Raw genomic sequence first — 17,223 nt, 5'->3', positions numbered from 1 at the left:
GACCTCACCCGGTGAAGGAGATGGGAGACTGGAATCCCCACAGCACGATGGTGGCGACCATGTCGAGGGCGATGATCGACACCAGGCTGGCCCGGATGGCGCGCCCCGAGCCGATGCCGACCCCCTCGGGCCCACCTGAGGCGAAAAACCCCTGGTAGCAATGGATCAGCACGACAGCGACCGCGAACACCATCACCTTGATGGTCGCGGCGATCACGTCCCAGCCCACCACGAACTGATCGAAATAATGGTTGTAGGTTCCCGACGGCGTGCCGTGGATGGTGGTCACGATCAATTCGCACGAGAAATAGCTGAGTATCAGCGCGACGACGAATGCCGGTGCGACAGCGACGATTCCGGCGATGACCCGGGTCGTCACCACGAACGGCACCGATCGGATGCCGAGCGACTCGAGTGCGTCGATCTCCTCGGAGATCCGCATGGACCCGATTTCCGCTGTCATCCGGCATCCGGCTTGCGCCGCGAACCCGACGCCCGCGGCAATCGGTGCCAGTTCACGCGTGACGCCGAATGCCGAGATGAGACCACTGAGCTGACCGAGCGACAACAGATTCAGGGCGCTGAATGCCTCGATACCGATGGACGCGCCCATCGCGGCGCCCAGCAACAGCATGAGGGGGACCACCCCGCCACCGATGATGACCGAGCCGCGCCCCCATGTCATATCCGTGATGACCGCAACCGTCTGGCGCCGGTAGTGCACCAGCGTGTAGGGCAGCGACGACAGCACCTGCCAGCCGAATCCGATCACGAACCCGATCGACTCGACCGGGCGCAGCGGATCAACCCGGCGCTGCAACCAGCCCACCCACCGCAGCCCGGCGGGGAAGTACGGGGTCGGCGTCATCACGCCATCCTTACCGGGAAGAACATGGTGACCACCTGAGTGATCGCGGTGTTGAGCACGGCGACCGCCGCAACGGACATCACCACCGCGGCGTTGACGCCGTCCGCGACACCACGCGGTCCCCCCTTGGCCTCCAGACCCCGCTGGCACGCGATGACCACCACCAGGAAACCGAAGATCAACGCCTTGACCAGCGAAACCCAGATATCGAGGGGCGTTGTGAAGGAACCGAACGACTGCCAGTAGCTGCCCGGCGTGACGCCGAGCGCGGATACCGCGACAACAAAGCCCGACGTGATTCCGATGAAGATGATCAGGATATTGAGCAGCGGAGCGACCAGCATCATCGCCACGATGCGAGGAACAACCAAGCGCTGTATCGGATCCACCCCCATGACACGCATGGCGTCGACCTCCTCGCGAATGGTCCGCGCCCCGAGGTCGGCCGCGATAGCGGCAGCGCCCGCACCACCGAGCAGCATCGCGGTGGCCATCGGAGCCCCCTGCTTGATCACCCCGAGCCCACCGGCCGCTCCGATCATCGAGTCGGCGCCGAGCTGAGACACGATATTGCCGACCTGCGCGGAAACGATGACCCCGAACGGAATCGCCATCAGCACGCTCGGCAACGCGGTGACCCTGATCAAAAACCATGCCTGCGTGAGGGTTTCGTGCACCTGGAAGCGCAGGCGCACCGCGTCTGCCACTCCGATGCGGACCGCACCGACGCCGATGCGCAATGCGCGACCGAGCGTGGCCAGGCTCGACAGGACGGTATCGGCGAAATTCCGACGGAGAACTCCCCCCGCCGTCATCTCATCGACATCCGCTCGAAAGGACAGATCTGCCGCCGACATCGAACCTCCTTGTCCGGCCGAGCAATCCCCCGCGAGGGTGTGAACTGGACGTCGGGCACCGGTACCCCCTAGTCCCACGCGGCCGCGCGAACCAACTCAATCTCTGCGCGGTGACGCTACCATATGAAATGGACCACATTCCAGACACCATTCCGGAATAGTGCTCGTTCACTTGTCGCGGTGTGTGGCGCCACAGCGCCCGAGGTGAGAGCGGCCCTGGATGACTACAGCTCCCGTGCCCGATCCCAGTTGCTGGTCGTTTCGCCGCAGCGAATGCTCATGAGACCGCACCGCGATCGCGTCGGCGTGCGCGGACGCTGCACTGAGGAGCGGAAGGTGTGAGAATGACGGTGACACAGGACAATTGGTCAGCGTCGGTCACTCCGGCCAGGCCGTCGCAGATAATGGCGCGCGCGTTGCATGTCCGCCAGCGATGCCGAGCGCCTGCGCGACTACCAACACCAGGCTGACCCAAGCAGCACCGAGGTCGCCGGTGCGGGTGTCAGTCCTACGCGCCCGCGTTGGAGCCTGTCGCATTCTGGGCGAAACCGTTGGACGGCAGGGAATTACCAACACCGGCAGCGTCGAGGAGTGTGGTGGCGGTGGCTACGGCGAGACCGTCGAGGTCGTGGGCTTGGACAACCGATCGGGCGCTGGCCCCGTCGAAAACGAGGGTCAGTTGCCGGCCGAGCAGGACGGGGTCGGGTGCGCCGCCGCGCTCGGCCTCGTATTGGAAGAACGAGGTCAGACCATCCTTGTGTCGGCGAGCGACCAGACTGGCCGGATGCTCGGGTGACTTGAGTTGGACCGCCGCCGCGACATAGGGGCAGCCGCGAAAATCTTGCGCCGGTTCCAGGTATTCCAACCGTTCGAAAACGTGCAGGATCCGCTCGCGCGGCGACCCGACATCGTCGGCCGGCAGCAGGGCGGCCCGATAATCAGGCGCGATCCGTTCCAGGCTCGCGGCCACCAGCTCGTCTTTGCTGTTGAACAGCTGGTACATCGAGCGCTTGGACACTCCGGCCGCTTTGCACAGCGCGTCGACACCGATGTGGACGCCCTGTTCGTAGAACAGCTGTCCGGCGGTGTCGAGCAACCGGTCGCGGGTGGAGGTGGAACCGGAGGCTACCGGCGGTATCGGGTCGGTCATAAAACTCAGATTAGCCTTCCTCTTGCATTTTGGAAACCGATCTGTTTTTCTTGAGGAAACAGATCGGTTTCCAAAGGGAGTTCAGTCCATGACCAGCATCAAAGATTCGGTAGCACTCGTCACCGGCGGCAGCCGCGGCATCGGCAAGGCACTGGTGGAACAGCTCTACGCACGCGGCGCCGCCAAGGTCTACGCCACCGCCCGCGACCCGCGGACCATCACCCATCCGGATGCGATCCCTCTCGCGTTGGAACTCACCGATCCGGATGCCGCCGCGGCGCTGGCCGAGCACGCATCCGACGTGACGATCCTGATCAACAATGCCGGGACCGCGCTCGGCACGTCATTCCTCGACTCACCGATCACCGATATCCGCCGCGAGTTCGACATCAACTTCTTCGGAGCGCTGCACGTCACCCGCGCCCTGGCCCCGATTCTGGAAAGCAACGGCGGCGGCCACATCCTGACCATTCACTCGGCGTTGTCCTGGATCGCAGTCCCGGGCACCGATGCTTACGGCGCGGCCAAGGCGGCACTGTGGTCGCAGACCAACGCGCTGCGCCTCGCCCTGCGGCCGCGCGGTATCGGCGTCACCGGACTGCATGTCGGCTACGTCGACACCGATCTGAGCGCGGGGGTCGACGCCCCCAAGACCTCCCCGTACAGCGTCGCGACCCAAGCCCTCGACGGCATCGAAACCGACGCCCTCGAAGTCATCGCCGACGACCTGACACGACAGGTCAAGGCCGGGCTCGCCGCAGACCCGGCGATCCTCTACCCCCAAGTCATCGCGACCAGCTAGTCGGCTCGGATGCCCGCCATCTCCGGTGGCACACGAATCTCGTTACAGCACACCGAAACCACCACTATTAGGAGCTCACAATGATCACATCACGCCCTGTAGCCCTGGTCACCGGCGCATCCTCCGGTATCGGAAAATCGGCCGCCCTTGCCCTGGTCGAGGCGGGATTCCAGGTAATCGGAACCGGCCGCAACACCAGCGCGTTGACCCCGCCCGATGGGGTGACCTTCCTCGACCTCGACGTCACCAGTGACGAATCGGTCGCCACTCTCGTCGCGAAGGTGATCGCGCAGTTCGGCCGGATCGACATCCTGGTCAACAATGCGGGCATCGGCTCGGCCGGCGCAGCCGAGGAAAGCTCGGTGGAACAGGCCCGAAATGTCTTCGATATCAACGTCTTCGGCGTCATCCGCATGACCAACGCGGTCCTGCCGCACCTGCGCGCCCAAGGCAGCGGACGCATCGTCAACATCTCCTCCATCGTCGGGTTCATGCCGCAGCCCTACATGGCCGTCTACGCCGCCTCCAAGCACGCGATCGAGGGCTACACCGAATCACTCGACCACGAGATTCGCGAATACGGCGTCCGGGCCCTGCTCATCGAACCCGCTTGGACCAGCACCGCTTTCGACGCCAACAGTGTGCTACCCGACCAGCCCTTGGACGTCTATGCCACGCACCGACTGGTCTTCGAGGAATACATGGCCGAGGCGGTCAAGGCGGGCGACGATCCCGCCCTTGTCGCCAAGGCGATCGTCGCCGCGGCCACCGACACGAAGCCGAAGCTGCGCTACCCCGTCGGCCAGACCGCTCGGGTCAGCACGATGCGCCGCCTCGTGCCCGCCCGCATGTTCGACCAACAGCTCCGCAAGCTCAACCGGCTCCCCGCCTGACTCCCCCACCACAACAGAAAGCGACGCTCGCCATGAGCACCTATCTGTCAGACACCGCCGAGAATCGGACCGTAGACGCTGCGTCCGCGCGGTTCACTTATCGGCGGATCGGCCCACGCGGTGGCACCCCGCTGATCCTGCTGAACCGCGTCCGCGCAACCATCGACTGGTGGGACCCGCAGCTACTGGACCTCCTGGCCGCCGACCACGACGTGATCGTGTTCGACGACATCGGCGTCGGCTACACCACCGGTGAACCCCGCGACTCTGTCGACGGATTCGCCGACGGCGCAATCGAATTCATCGAAGCACTCGGGCTGACCCAGGTCGATCTGCTCGGCTGGACCCTCGGCGGCACCGTCGCCCAGCGGGTGGCGCTGTGGCGGCCCGACCTGGTCCGCAAGCTGGTGCTGGCGGCAAGCAATCCCGGCGGTCAGGTGCCCGGCGCACCTGCTCCGAACCAGAATGTGCTGGCCACCATGACCAAACCGGAGGTCACCGGCGACGACTTGGTGTACCTGTTCTTCCCCGAGACCGACACGGGCCGCGCCGCCGGACACGAATACCTCGCCAGGGTCGCCACCCGGTTGACCACCGGCGGGCCCGCTGTGTCCGAGGCAGCGGGCAAGGGCCAGATCACCGCGATCGGAAAAAACATGTCGATCCCGCTCGAGCAGGTGGTGACCGACCTGCAACGCCTCGACCAGCCAGTCCTGTACGCCACCGGCCTACGCGACATCATGACGCCGGCCGTGGTGTCCTACACCGCCGCCGAACACACCCGCAACGCCACTCTGCTCGGATACAGCGACGCCGGTCATGCCTTCCTGTTCCAGCACGCCGAAGCCTTCGCTATCCAGGTAGCCAACTTCCTCGATGACTGAAGAACACCGCTCGGAACCAGATCGCCCCGCACGAATCCATCCACTGCCGGGATCCAGGCACGGCTGCCCCAGTTCGGCACGCTCATCGGCCAGATCGGACTCGACGAGGTCGAGAAGAACCTGGGTGAATACCTCGGCATGGCAAGCCAGTAGGCGCCTCGCGGCTCAGTTCCGTTCGTACCGTGCCGCAGTCGGTGAGCGTCCGGTCCAGCGGATGTAGGCCCGTCGGAATTCACGACCATTGCTGAATCCGACCTCACGGGCAATGGCGCCGATGGTCAGGGCAGACTCCTGCAGCAGGACGGTCGCCCATCGTTCGCGGACCCGGTCACGCACGGTGCTGAAACTTACACCGGCAGTGGTCAATTGGCGGCGTAGCGTGCGTTCGGTGAGGTTCAGGTGGCGGGCCACGGCGGTCACTGTCAAGAGGATGCGGGCCTGGCCCTCGAGCAGGGTTTCGACCGCGGTGATGATGTCGCTCTCGAAGGTGTGCAGGCTGATCAGTTGGCGGCAGGCGGCCGCGGCCACGCTGCGGGTCGGTTCGTGGTGGTGTGTAAGTCGGGAAGCCAGCAGGGAAGTCGGGAAGCGCACGCGGGTGGCTTCGGCATCGAACTCGATCGGACAGCGGAAGAACTGGGTGTACTCGCGGGCGTACGCCGGTGCCGGATAGGACAACTCGACCGAGAGCGGTGATCGGTTGGCGCCGAGCATTGTTCGCACGAATGTCAATGCGGTGCACAACGCCTCTTCGAAAAGGAACATCGTCAGCTCCGGATCGGTTTCACGCTGACGCAGAATCAGCACTACCTCGCCGTCGACGGTCTCGAACTCGATGTCGACCAGACTGCCGGAGGCCACGTGCAATTCGGCACCTAGTACGAGGGCGTCGGCGAGCGACGCGCACGCGCTCAGCGCGATTCCCAGCATCCCCATCGAGACCAGGACGTCGCGCTGGCCGAGTCGCATACCCCAGGGACCGGGAGGAAGCGCGCGCAAGGCGCGTCGCAACACGGTGGCCGCTTGATCGTAGGAGACCTTGACGATGTCGGACTCGAATAGTCGCTCCGAATCCAATCCGGTTCCCCAGAACCACGACTCGACCGATATGCCGAGGTTATGTCCTATCTCCACCACTCCGGACAACACAATGGGTGGAATGATCGCGTCATTGAGCGCGTGGGGTCGTGGCACCATGCTGTGAACCTCGCGCCTTCGTACCGATGTGCGGATGGAACCCGAGCGTTGGCCGCTAGCGCCCAGCGGCGGCGAGCGCGGTGGCGCGATCGGTGTATTGCTCGGCAAGCCGATCGAGTTTGTGCTGTAGAATGGCGACCCCGCCGGGTTCACGGGAATCCGCGAATCCTTGACGCTGTACAGCTCTGCGCCGACTTCCGCTATCCGACTGATTACCGTTCCGATGGTCTCGCCCGGTTCGACCTGAACGTCACCGTCCTGTCGGACATAGACTTCGATCCAGAAGTCGATGATCCGGATGATCCGCACCGCCGGCACCCGCGTATCGCCAGAGTGCTGGTTGTGGCCTTGTAAACAAATGTGGGCGAGCTCGCCCGCCCATCGCGCGATCGTATGTTGTTCCCGCGCAGCCGCTGTGGACTGTGCGCCGAGTACCGCGGCCAAGATTTCTCGCACGCCCGGCAGACCGTGGGCCTGCGAACTCTGGTGGGATACCCGGGTATGCGCCAACTCTTGGACATCGACCAGTTTCAGCCACCGGTCTCGGGAAGGCGAGGTGGGTCGTTGCATGGGCGCCTCCTGGTAGGTGCACCCGGCGTGGCGACCAGACACGGTGGATTGGATTGCCGTGTAACGGTTCTGGCGCTACCGCTGTACGCGCCTGCGGAGACGGGTACCGACCTCAGCGGCTGCCACGCCGGGTGCGTTTCCAGCTTTGCCGAGCGGCCGTGTCCAGCAAAGCGCCATAACTGATCCGAAAGTCGCACACTTCCGCTACATACCGTCCGCGGCGGTGCCCAAGTCGACAAACCGAGCACACTGCGGCCATCGATCAACACCGATCAGATCATCTGGGATTTCTTCCAGGCGCACCCGCTGCCGGGCTGACATCGATTGATGTCAGCAGGTACTCGAGCGCTCCAGTCGCGATGAGCACCACGAGCACCGCGCGCAGCAGCCCGAGCGCCGCCAAGGCAGGCAGATTGGTGGCTATCGGAATCAGCGCGACCAAGATCGCGGCGGCCACCATGGCCACGGGCATCAGCCGACGGCACCGAGTAGCTCCGCGCACTTCTCACCGATCATGAGCGACGGCGCGTTGGTATTGCCGCCCGTGATGCTCGGCATGATCGAAGCGTCAGCGACCCGTAGACCTTCGATGCCGCGCACCTTCAGCGCGGGGTCGACCACGGCCGCCTCATCGACGCCCATGCGGCATGTGCCGACCGGATGATAGATCGAATGCACCCGGTTGGGCAGTTCCCGGCGCAGCGCGGATTCGTCCATCAGTTCCCTGCCGGGCGTGTGCTCCTCGACGATGTCACCGGCAATACTCTTGTGCGCCATGATTTCCCGGACGATTTTGATGCCTTCGATCAGGAATTCGGTATCGCGGGGATCGCTCAGATAGCCGGGGTCGATGAGTGGCGCGGCGAAAGGGTCCGTCGAGGCCAATTTCAGCTCACCACGGCTCTTCGGATAGATCAGGCTGGGCAGCACCGTCAGTGCGGGGCGGCGCTCCACCAGGTACATCTTGTCCTCGTCCTGATTGGGCACCGGATAGTTCCACGGCAGACCGTGCAGCTGCATATCCGGGTACCCGGCCTCGGCGAATCTGGTCTTGACGAAGCCGACGGCCTCGAACACGGTGCGCCCCATCCAGGAACTGCCCGGACGGCGCAGTTCGCGCAGCAGCGCGCGGGCGAAATACGTGGGTATGCCGCGGTGGATGGCTTTCTTGGAGATGTAGGTCATGGGCACGAACATGTGATCGTGCAGGTTCTGGCCTACCGGTAGATCCGCGTGCACGGTGATTCCGAGTTCACGAAGGTGTGCTGCCGGGCCGATGCCAGAGAGCATGAGCAGTTGCGGGGAGCCGATCACGCCGCCGGAAACGATGATCTCCTTGCCGGCGTGGACGATTCGGCGCGCGCCGTTGTTCTCCTCGATTTCGACGCCGGTGGCGCGGCCGTTGTCGATAACGATGCGGGTCACGTGGACCCGCGTGATGACCTGCAGGCCCGCACTCGGCCGTTCGGTGATGAATGCGCGAGAAGAGCTGTAGCGCAAGCCATTGCAGACACTCTGCTGGAAGATCGAGATGCCTTCCTGTGATTCGCCGTTGTAGTCCTCGATAATCGGTGTCCCGAGCGTTTCGGACGATGCGGTCATGAACTCTTCACCGATCGGGGTGAGGTCCTTCTGGCGGGTGACCTGGATGGGCCCTCCGGCGCCGCGATAGGCGTCGGGGCCGCCCTCCCAGTTCTCGAGGCGCTTGTAGGCGGGCAGGATCTGCTCGTAGGTCCAGCCGGTATTGCCTTGCGCTGCCCAAGAATCGAAGTTTGCTCGATTTCCGCGTACGTAAAGCATGCCGTTGACCGAGCTAGAGCCGCCGAGCACCTTTCCGCGGGTCATGGGGATTGTGCGGTTGTTGGCGTGCTTCTGCGGTATCGAGTACTGCTTCCAGCACACTTGTTTTTTGAGCGCCGGAATGGTGTGGACCATCGTGATCAGCCCGGGGCTGGTGACCAGTCGGGTGTTGTCCGCACGTCCCGCCTCCAGCAGGAGCACGTTGGCACCGTGCTCGGCCAGTCGGCCCGCGATGACGGCGCCGGCGCTGCCCGCGCCTACGACGATGTAGTCGGCTTCGCTCATGATTTCGCCTGTCTGCTCACGTCCTGATCGAGGGTAATGCGCTTCAGGACATGCGTCTGGATGCTATTCCGGACAGACTTCCAAATCAACACTGCGCCTTGTGAGCAGGACGGATTGACGCCCACATTGACCGATCAGCTGTCTGGACAGTTGTTCGTAGATGGTTCCGCTTTTGTGATAGCGTCACCGCACCTTCGGGAGGTTCGGCATGAAAATCAGCGACGCGATGATCGACAAGCAGTTGCGGCGCACCGGCGTGTGGATTCGCCGGTTGATGTCCTCGCACGATGAACGGCGATTGCGGCGGACGGCCGAGCTCGTCGACGCGGTGGCGCCGCTGGCACGCATCGGTGTGTCGAGAACGATGCGGGTGCGACAGGTCGGCATCGAGCGAGGCGATGGCACCCGGCTGCGGATGCTGATCTACTCGCCGCTCGAACCGACCCCCGCCGCCACCGGCGTGCTCTGGCTGCATGGCGGCGGCTACTTCCTCGGACGGCCCGAACAGGATGTCGCGGTCTATCGCCGGATGGTCGTCAAGACCGGATGTGTCATCCTCGCCCCGGACTATCGACGCAGCGTCGAACAGCCGTATCCCGCGGCTCTGGACGATTGCTACACCGCGCTGATCTGGATGCGCGACAACGCGTTTCGGCTCGGTATTCGTCCCGATCAGCTGGTCGTGGCAGGCGAGAGTGCGGGTGGCGGACTGACGGCCGCGCTGACACTGCTCGCCCGCGACCGCGGTGAGGTGAATATCGCCTTCCAGATGCCGATCTACCCGATGATCGACGACCGGGTTTGCACTGCCTCCTCGTGTGACAATGACGCCCCAATGCTCGACACCGTCACCTTGGTGACCGCATGGAAGCTGTATCTACGCGATCTTTATGGGACACAACGTGTTCCGATATATGCCGCGCCCGCCCGCGCAATCGATCTGCGGGGCCTGCCACCCACTTTCACCTACGTCGGCGAACTCGAGCCGTTCCTGGACGAGACAGTCGCTTATGTGGATGGTTTGCGTACTTGCGGGGTGCCGGTGGACTTCGAGGTTTACCCGGGTTGCTGGCACGGCTTCGACCGTCTGGTACCCCGCGCCGAGGTGAGCCGGCGGGCCTTGCGGTCACGGGAACGCTGGTTCCGCCACGCGGCCGCCACCTACGTCGCTCCGCAGCCTGCACTGGACCGAGACCGGATCTGAGCTGTGGCGTACTGCCTTCGACAGCGCAGCGGCCGATTACCCGGCGACAGCATCGTCACCAATGCGAAATCGCTGGGCCGAATCTCGCGCCGCCGCAAGGAGCGCTTCGACCTGCGGGTGCGAAAGCCCCAGCGTCGGAGACTCGTTCACTACTCGTGGACCAGCGCAAGTACTCCGCTGGCGAAAGCTCCAGCACGCCGGCGATAACGCAGGAGCGGCGGGCGGCGGACACGGTCGTCGTGTGGCCGCGGATCGTCCTGGTGCGCACCGGGATCCGCAGGCGGCCTGCCGCATTCGACGCTAACTGATCGGCAGCGCGCTCAGGATCGGGCCGTAGGCCCAGTTCAACATGCGCTCGGCGTCGTCCTTTGCGGCGACGGCACTGTCGGGTGAGCTGTGCAGGACCACACCTATGAGCGGTATTCCTGCCCTGACCGTCTCGAACAGCAGGCAGGTTCCGGCGGCGTCGGTGGATCCGGTTTTGATGCCGATAGTGCCGGGATATTCGTGCAGCAGCCTGTTCGTGCTCTGCCAGAGGTGCGCCCGGTTGTCCGGGCCGGCGGGCAGGTGATAGCTCTGCGACCTGGCGATGTCGCGGAACACTGGCAGGCTCATGGCGCGCAGGCCGAGCGCCACCAGGTCCGTCGGTGTGGAGTAGGTGGAGTAGTCGGTGGGGGCGGGCAGCCCGCTGGGATCGGTGAAATGTGTTCCCGCAAGGCCCATTTGATGCGCGGTGTCGTTCATTTTGGCGATGAAGCCGTCTTGGCCGGGTCCGTATGCCTCGGCAAGGGCATAGGCGGCGTCGCAGCCGGACGGCAGCATCATCGCGTACAGGAGCTGTCGCGCGGTGAGCACCTCGCCGGGGACCAGGCCCGCGTTGCTTCCGTCGTACTTGGTGCCGTAGGCGATGATTTCTTGCGGCACGGTGATGGTCCGGTCGAGGTCGCCGGCGTTGATCACAACCAATGCCGTCATCACCTTAGCGATGCTGGCTATCGGGACCGGGGTATTCGGCTGCCGCGACCAGAGCACCGTGCCGGTGATTCCGTCTGCCAGCGCTGCTCCCGGCGCCTGCACTGCGTCCGGCTCAGAAGTCAGCCAGGGCAACTGAATATGGGCCTCGCTCGCGGCGGGGGCGGCCGTGACGCCATGACCGGCGACCACGACCAGCGCCCCGGCGACCGCCGCCTGCAACAATCGAGCAAATGTCCGCATGGCCGCATTCTGCCGTGCGACACCGTCAACCAGTGGGATTTCACCGACCGAACAACCGCGCCGCGCTGGCGGCAGCATGCAATCGGCTAATCCAGGATGCGCTCGGGAAGGAATGGCGGCCTTCCTGGAAAAGCGCCCCACCCGCCTGGCCGGATCAGCGCCCCAACGGCGGCACCTTCGTGTGCTGATGCCCGCTCACCGACCGCCCCGAGCGTCGCAGACTCGTACCCCGCAGCGCCTCGGCGGCGTCGAGGATCGCTTTCCTGCACGCGACGCCCCGGCGCGGCACAGCAACCTTGCGTACGGACTACCGCTCGACAAACTCGACCACGGTTCGCGATCAGCCGAGAACGCTTGAAGAGTTCGAGCTGAATAGCAGCCGCATCGTGATCGAACGAGCGGATCTTGTCGGGACGCTACGTCAGCATAGACAGGGGCGGGTGAAACGTTCCACGTCAGAGAGTTGGCGACTGAACAGAGCTATCGAGGAGGCTTCATGGTAATGGTCCAGAACTTCATCGACGGTAAGCTCGTCGACTCGGTCGGCGGTGCGACGATGGCCCTCGTCGACCCTGCCACCGGCGATCAGTACGGCACCGCCCCGGTGTCCACCGAACAGGACATCGACAACGCGTACGCAGCGGCGGCCAAGGCATTCTGCGACTGGAAGCGCACAACGCCGTCCGGCCGCCAGAAGGCGCTGTTGGATTTCGCCGACGAGGTGGAGAACGCCACCGACACGCTCGTTGCGGCCGAGGGCCGCAACACCGGCAAGCCGAAGCACCTCACCTTGGCCGCAGAGATCCCGCAGATGCTGGACCAGATCCGATTCTTCGCGGGGGCGGCACGGGTACTCGAGGGCAAGTCGACCTGCGAGTACCTGGCGGGCCATACATCGTGGATCCGCCGGGAGCCGATCGGCGTCATCGGACAGGTGACGCCGTGGAATTACCCGATGATGATGGCAATCTGGAAGTTTGTTCCCGCGATCGCGGCGGGAAACACCGTGGTGATCAAGCCGAGCGACACCACCCCGGTGACGACGGTGATGCTGGCCGAACTGGCCGCCGAGCACCTGCCGCCAGGCGTGCTCAACGTGGTAACCGGTGACAGGGTGACCGGTGCGGCGGTGGTCGCGCATCCGACCCCGCAGATGGTATCGATCACCGGTTCGTTGGCCGCAGGCCGTGCGGTCGCGGAGTCGGCCGGAACCCACCTCAAGCGCACGCATTTGGAGTTGGGTGGCAAAGCACCGGTAATCGTGTTCCCCGACGCCGATATCGCTGCTGCCGCCGCGGGCATCACGGCCTCCGGCTATTTCAACGCCGGGCAGGATTGCACGGCGGCCACCCGGGTGCTCGGCCACGCATCGGTGGCCGAAGATCTGACCGCGGCGCTGGCCGAGCAGGCCGGCAATGCCACAACGACGTTCGGCAAAGCCACCGAGGACGAGAACGCCTGGGTGCCACCTGTCAATAACGCCAACCAACTACAGCGGGTGCTCGGTTTCCTCGATGAGGTGCCCGATCACGCTTCGGTCGTGGCCGGTGGGCACCGGCAGGGCGACCACGGGTATTACGTCGAGCCGACGGTCATCGGTGGGCTGCGGCAGGCCGACCGACTGAGCCAGAACGAGATATTCGGCCCGGTGATCACCGTGCAGTCGTTCACCGACGAAGACGAGGCGATCCGGTGGGCCAACGGCGTCGAATACGGGCTGGCATCCTCGGTGTGGACCAAGGATGTGTCGAGGGCGCTCCGCGTGTCGGCCGCGCTCGACTTCGGCTGCGTGTGGATCAACACCCACACCGCGCTGATCGCCGAGATGCCGCACGGCGGGTTCAAGTCTTCCGGGCATGGCAAGGACCTGTCGATGTACGGGCTGGAGGACTACACCCGCGTCAAGCATGTGATGGCCAAGATCGACTAGCGCAGCTACCGCGCCGCACTTCCGAACTCGTTTGCGTGGGCCGGAATCCGAGACCACGATCTTCTCGTCAGGCACCCCGAACACTGCGGCCGCGGCGACGTGGGGGCGTCATGTCACCTTCCAGGGTTCGACCGATGAGATCCATGCCCGCATCAACAAATCCTGTTTTTGCTACCGCCGAGTGCCAGTGACCGAGTGTCCCGAATACGGTTCGGCGATGCGACACATCGACACACCGACTAGATAACCACGTCATAGCTGAGCGGGAGCGAAGGTAGATCGGCATGACACTAATCATGCTGGCTGGTCGCGCCGATCAGCAGAGAAGTCATACCCGCATCGGCGACCGTAGCCCGGTCGCGGACCAATGAACGCAACCGGGACTGGATCGACCCGACGCGTTCACGTCCATTACCAAACGGTTGCAGTGAAGTTGCTGACAGGGTGTTGATCTTCGGTCAGAATGAGTTCGGTCAATCGAGTCTGTCCACTCAACCAACCCTTGGAGGGAAGCTCATATGGCTCAGGAAACAAGCACTGACAGCAAGCGTGGCGACGTCCTCGACATGCAGAACCTTCGGGACATCGAGATGGTGCTGCGGCTTCAGATCGATGAGGCGCGGCAGGAAGCTCAAAGCGCTCGTCAGTACGCCCAGCAGGCACAGAACCTTGCCCGGCAGGCGCAACACCAGACTCGTCAAGTCCAGCACCAGGCGCAAATCGCCCAGCACGAGGCCAACCAAGCCAACCAGCAGGCCCAGCAGGCCCGCCAACAAGCCCAGCAGGCGCAAAACCAGGCTCAGCAGGCCCAAGGCGAGGCCGATCGGGCGCAGAGCCAGGCCCAGCAGGCACAGGGCGAGGCCAACCAGTCCAACCAGCGGGCTCAGTCGGCACAGGATCAGGCCGAGCAGGCCAGCCAGTTGGCCCAGCAGGCCGAGGATCAGGCCAGCCGTACCCAGGACCGGTCCGGGCAGTGGGAAATGCAGCTGCATCACCTTCGCGAGCAGGCACGCCAGGCACAGTTCCGCTAGTCACCGAATCTGCTGTCGATGAACGACGTGTCGACGAAAGGGGCCACCGCCCAGCGATGTGCTCTTTTCGTCGACCGGTGAAAGGTGACCGCGGATGAACGAACCGACTCTGCCGCCCCCGAACGACGTCGAGGTGATCGTGCCGGAGGTGATGAGCGCCGGTGCCTACTCCAACGGGTTCACCTGCTGGTACAACCGGACCGACTTCACCCTCGACTTCCTCGTATATCTACCGACCGATCAGGGTGTCGACGACGCTGGACAGCCGGTGATGCGGCAACCGGCTGAAGTGGTGTCGAGGGTGAAGTTCCCGCCGGCGATGATCTTCCGGCTGATGCAGATCTTGAACGACAGCATGAGCAACTACGAACACCAGTTCGGCCCGATTACCCACCTCGGAGAATAACCGGACAGGAGAAAAACGATGCTCCTATCCAGTCCCATCATTATCCTCGCGAGCCCACGCGACCGGGCAGTCGTGATCGACTCCGCCATCTGCTACCGGCCCGCCAAGATCGCGGGCCGCCGCTACCACGTCACCACCACCACGCCGGAACGCGCAGACCAACCCGCCTTCGAATGAGCGCTGCCGGTCTCATCGACCTCGCGGCGCTGCGTCTCGAGCGCTCTGTTTAGCGCCGCCGATCAGGTTGATTCTCGTTTTTCCAGACCTACTGCGTCGGCGAGTTCTTTGCGGTGGCGGTCGAGTTCTGGATGCTCGGTGCGGAGTTCGCCCATGAAGTCGGCGAGGGCGTCCGCGATGGCGTTGAGTTTCTGCTGAACGGCTTCGTCGGCACGAGATTGCGTGTTCTGCAGCAGCGCTACCAAGAGAAAAGTGACGATAGTGGTGGCTGTGTTGATCACCAGTTGCCATGTGTCGATACTCGGCATTACCAGGAACGTCGGTGCCCACACCAAAACCAGGAGCACGCAGAAAACGAAGAATCCGGCCTTGGAGGCAAAAGCAGCAGCTGCCGTTGCGAAGCGGTCGAAAATCGTCAACCGGCCCCGCACATCCGACGGCATCGTGCCGGGCTCTTGGTCGGCTTGCTGTGGATTGTCCTGCATCGAACCCGCCCTTCCAGACAACGTACCGGGCAGCTCACCGCCCTGTGACACGCATAGCCGCGCCGTCGGCGCGCAAACAACCTCGCGCCAGCGGAGACGTGCTCATAGACAGTCGCGGCCGAAGTCAACAGCGGTCTGATATACACACACGATGTCGGATGCTCCGGTAGACGGTCCCAGCGCGTTCGAGTCAATGGTGGCCATGGCCGATGCCCCGGTGTTCATCGTGACGGTCGCGGTCGGGGATGAGCGCAGTGGTTGTCTGGTGGGGTTCGCGTCGCAGGTAAGTATCGATCCGGCACGGTTTCTGGTCTGTTTGTCGAAGAACAACCACACATACCGGACCGCCACGGGAGCCGCATATATGTCGGTGCACCTGGTCGATCGAGACAACCTCGCGCTGGCGCAACTGTTCGGTGCGGAGACCGGCGACGAGGTCGATAAATTCAGCCGGTGCCGATGGCGGGTCGGCCCGAACGGAGTACCTGTGTTGGTGGACGCGGTCGCATGGTTTTCCGGAACGATCCAGGCTCGCAACGACTTCGGTGACCATGTGGGCCTGGTCTTGGCACCCGAAGCTGGATACGCGCCCGGTCGAACAGTTGATGCGGTGCGATGGAGCTCTGTCGCCGACCTCGAGCCCGGTCACCCGGCTTAACACCCACGTAAAGCGTCGGCTTACCAGGGGTTTCGTTGCATTCGGAAATGCGGAGACGCGCCAGCCAGTGTTGGTTACGCCGTACCCAATGCCTCAGCAGGTTGACATCCCCAAGGAACGCGGCGTCGGGCCGCAGCGCGTGACGGCCGCCTCGGATCCTGATCGGCGATAAATCACCTTCGTCACCGATGGTCCCGCGTTGGTCCAGGGGCCGGTCGAGCTGATGCGCGAGGACGGCACGACGGTGCATTCGGATCGGTTCCTGGTGGCTGTGTGTAGGTGCCGTCGGAGCAAGACCTTGCCCTGCCTCCGCCAGGACGGCCGCTGACACGGCTGGCGTCACGCCATCGAGGCGTGGTTACCCGACCCCCGGTCGTCCGGACCGATGATGAGTTGAGCGACCGGGTGCTCGCCGTCGTTGAACTACTGTGTCACTGCGGCCTGGATTCGCGGGGCTGGTCCTCGGCTCTGCGTACGCCGCTCTGATGGCCGCCCTCTACACCCTCGTCGGCGGCTTCGGTTTCCGGGGCCTGCGATGCCGGTTGCTCGTCAGCCGGGGACGCGGTGGCCCCTCCGGGAGTGTCATCGGGGTCAGGCGCTTTGAACTTCGAGTCGCTCACCGGATGTACAGCGCCCGCGGTGTTGGCGCCGGTCCCCTCGCCCGCACTGCTGCTGGCAATTCTTTCGGCGCTCGTTTGGCGGCCTTCGTAGGGCGGTATGGCCGGTTCCGCGTCTCCCGGAGGGACGGTCCCGGTCGTGCCGATGGTGTCGTCCGTCGGGTTGTGGTCGCGTGTTGAGGTGACTTCTTCTTGGT

General features: G+C 64.2%; 18 protein-coding genes. 9 read left to right on the top strand and 9 right to left on the bottom strand.

The features are described 5' to 3' along the window. Positions 1–4 precede the first annotated feature (4 nt). The 3 genes from ACIBI6_RS00675 to ACIBI6_RS00665 all read right to left on the bottom strand — a co-directional run bounded on the left by ACIBI6_RS00675 (position 5) and on the right by ACIBI6_RS00665 (position 2,875). Positions 5–868, bottom strand: a complete 864-nt coding sequence (locus ACIBI6_RS00675; RefSeq protein ID WP_396954902.1) for an ABC transporter permease — start codon at positions 866–868, stop codon at positions 5–7. Further along, positions 868–1,725, bottom strand: coding sequence for an MlaE family ABC transporter permease (locus tag ACIBI6_RS00670; protein WP_396954901.1), 858 nt, complete (start codon positions 1,723–1,725; stop codon positions 868–870). Before ACIBI6_RS00670 ends, ACIBI6_RS00675 begins: the two co-directional genes overlap by 1 nt. A 508-nt stretch (positions 1,726–2,233) precedes the next feature. Continuing rightward, on the bottom strand, positions 2,234–2,875 hold the full coding sequence (locus ACIBI6_RS00665) for a TetR/AcrR family transcriptional regulator (protein WP_396954900.1): 642 nt from the start codon (positions 2,873–2,875) through the stop codon (positions 2,234–2,236). A gap of 88 nt (positions 2,876–2,963) precedes the next feature. On the opposite strand from ACIBI6_RS00665, the gene ACIBI6_RS00660 reads away from it, so the two are divergent. The 3 genes from ACIBI6_RS00660 to ACIBI6_RS00650 all read left to right on the top strand — a co-directional run bounded on the left by ACIBI6_RS00660 (position 2,964) and on the right by ACIBI6_RS00650 (position 5,454). Beyond that, positions 2,964–3,677 carry an SDR family oxidoreductase gene (locus ACIBI6_RS00660; RefSeq protein ID WP_364349666.1) on the top strand — a complete coding sequence of 238 codons (714 nt, stop codon included), beginning with the start codon at positions 2,964–2,966 and terminating at the stop codon, positions 3,675–3,677. An 80-nt stretch (positions 3,678–3,757) separates the two neighbouring features. Next, positions 3,758–4,570: an oxidoreductase gene (locus ACIBI6_RS00655; protein ID WP_396954899.1), complete on the top strand. Its 813-nt coding sequence runs from the start codon at positions 3,758–3,760 to the stop codon at positions 4,568–4,570. 32 nt (positions 4,571–4,602) lie between these two features. Further along, positions 4,603–5,454 (top strand): alpha/beta hydrolase, encoded by an 852-nt coding sequence (locus tag ACIBI6_RS00650; RefSeq protein WP_364349660.1) that lies wholly within the window; start codon positions 4,603–4,605, stop codon positions 5,452–5,454. Positions 5,455–5,619: 165 nt separating this feature from the next. On the opposite strand, the gene ACIBI6_RS00645 is transcribed toward ACIBI6_RS00650, so the two are convergent. The 3 genes from ACIBI6_RS00645 to ACIBI6_RS00635 all read right to left on the bottom strand — a co-directional run bounded on the left by ACIBI6_RS00645 (position 5,620) and on the right by ACIBI6_RS00635 (position 9,303). After that, positions 5,620–7,218, bottom strand: coding sequence for an AraC family transcriptional regulator (locus ACIBI6_RS00645; protein ID WP_396954898.1), 1,599 nt, complete (start codon positions 7,216–7,218; stop codon positions 5,620–5,622). A 277-nt stretch (positions 7,219–7,495) separates the two neighbouring features. Beyond that, entirely contained in the window at positions 7,496–7,690 is a 195-nt protein-coding gene (locus ACIBI6_RS00640) for a hypothetical protein (protein ID WP_396954897.1), read from the bottom strand. Beyond that, positions 7,690–9,303, bottom strand: a complete 1,614-nt coding sequence (locus ACIBI6_RS00635; RefSeq protein ID WP_396954896.1) for a GMC family oxidoreductase — start codon at positions 9,301–9,303, stop codon at positions 7,690–7,692. Before ACIBI6_RS00635 ends, ACIBI6_RS00640 begins: the two co-directional genes overlap by 1 nt. Before the next feature lie 208 nt (positions 9,304–9,511). On the opposite strand from ACIBI6_RS00635, the gene ACIBI6_RS00630 reads away from it, so the two are divergent. After that, positions 9,512–10,507 (top strand): alpha/beta hydrolase, encoded by a 996-nt coding sequence (locus tag ACIBI6_RS00630; protein ID WP_364349642.1) that lies wholly within the window; start codon positions 9,512–9,514, stop codon positions 10,505–10,507. 300 nt (positions 10,508–10,807) lie between these two features. Here ACIBI6_RS00630 and ACIBI6_RS00625 read toward each other — a convergent pair whose 3' ends face one another. After that, positions 10,808–11,722 carry a D-alanyl-D-alanine carboxypeptidase family protein gene (locus ACIBI6_RS00625; RefSeq protein WP_396954895.1) on the bottom strand — a complete coding sequence of 305 codons (915 nt, stop codon included), beginning with the start codon at positions 11,720–11,722 and terminating at the stop codon, positions 10,808–10,810. 496 nt (positions 11,723–12,218) lie between these two features. Between ACIBI6_RS00625 and ACIBI6_RS00620 the strand changes: the two genes are divergently transcribed. After that, positions 12,219–13,652, top strand: a complete 1,434-nt coding sequence (locus ACIBI6_RS00620; RefSeq protein ID WP_396954894.1) for an aminobutyraldehyde dehydrogenase — start codon at positions 12,219–12,221, stop codon at positions 13,650–13,652. Between the two features lie 491 nt (positions 13,653–14,143). Here ACIBI6_RS00620 and ACIBI6_RS00615 read toward each other — a convergent pair whose 3' ends face one another. Further along, a complete protein-coding gene (locus ACIBI6_RS00615) occupies positions 14,144–14,644 on the bottom strand; it encodes a hypothetical protein (protein ID WP_396954893.1) in 501 nt (166 codons plus the stop codon). A gap of 133 nt (positions 14,645–14,777) precedes the next feature. Here ACIBI6_RS00615 and ACIBI6_RS00610 point away from each other — a divergent pair, with 133 nt between their 5' ends. Together ACIBI6_RS00610 and ACIBI6_RS00605 are read left to right on the top strand one after the other, a co-directional pair. Continuing rightward, entirely contained in the window at positions 14,778–15,089 is a 312-nt protein-coding gene (locus tag ACIBI6_RS00610) for a DUF3467 domain-containing protein (protein ID WP_396954892.1), read from the top strand. Between the two features lie 18 nt (positions 15,090–15,107). Next, on the top strand, positions 15,108–15,266 hold the full coding sequence (locus ACIBI6_RS00605) for a hypothetical protein (protein WP_364349627.1): 159 nt from the start codon (positions 15,108–15,110) through the stop codon (positions 15,264–15,266). Positions 15,267–15,328: 62 nt separating this feature from the next. On the opposite strand, the gene ACIBI6_RS00600 is transcribed toward ACIBI6_RS00605, so the two are convergent. Further along, positions 15,329–15,751, bottom strand: coding sequence for a low affinity iron permease family protein (locus ACIBI6_RS00600; RefSeq protein ID WP_364349624.1), 423 nt, complete (start codon positions 15,749–15,751; stop codon positions 15,329–15,331). Between the two features lie 151 nt (positions 15,752–15,902). On the opposite strand from ACIBI6_RS00600, the gene ACIBI6_RS00595 reads away from it, so the two are divergent. Together ACIBI6_RS00595 and ACIBI6_RS00590 are read left to right on the top strand one after the other, a co-directional pair. Continuing rightward, positions 15,903–16,409, top strand: coding sequence for a flavin reductase family protein (locus tag ACIBI6_RS00595; RefSeq protein ID WP_364349621.1), 507 nt, complete (start codon positions 15,903–15,905; stop codon positions 16,407–16,409). 199 nt (positions 16,410–16,608) lie between these two features. Further along, entirely contained in the window at positions 16,609–16,737 is a 129-nt protein-coding gene (locus ACIBI6_RS00590; protein ID WP_364349618.1) for a CDGSH iron-sulfur domain-containing protein, read from the top strand. Positions 16,738–17,223: the final 486 nt, after the last annotated feature.

The sequence above is a fragment of the Nocardia sp. NPDC050412 genome, from assembly GCF_044458825.1.
Taxonomy (GTDB): domain Bacteria; phylum Actinomycetota; class Actinomycetes; order Mycobacteriales; family Mycobacteriaceae; genus Nocardia.
Note: the sequence above shows the minus strand (reverse complement) of the source record. Positions and strands in the feature narration are given on the sequence as shown.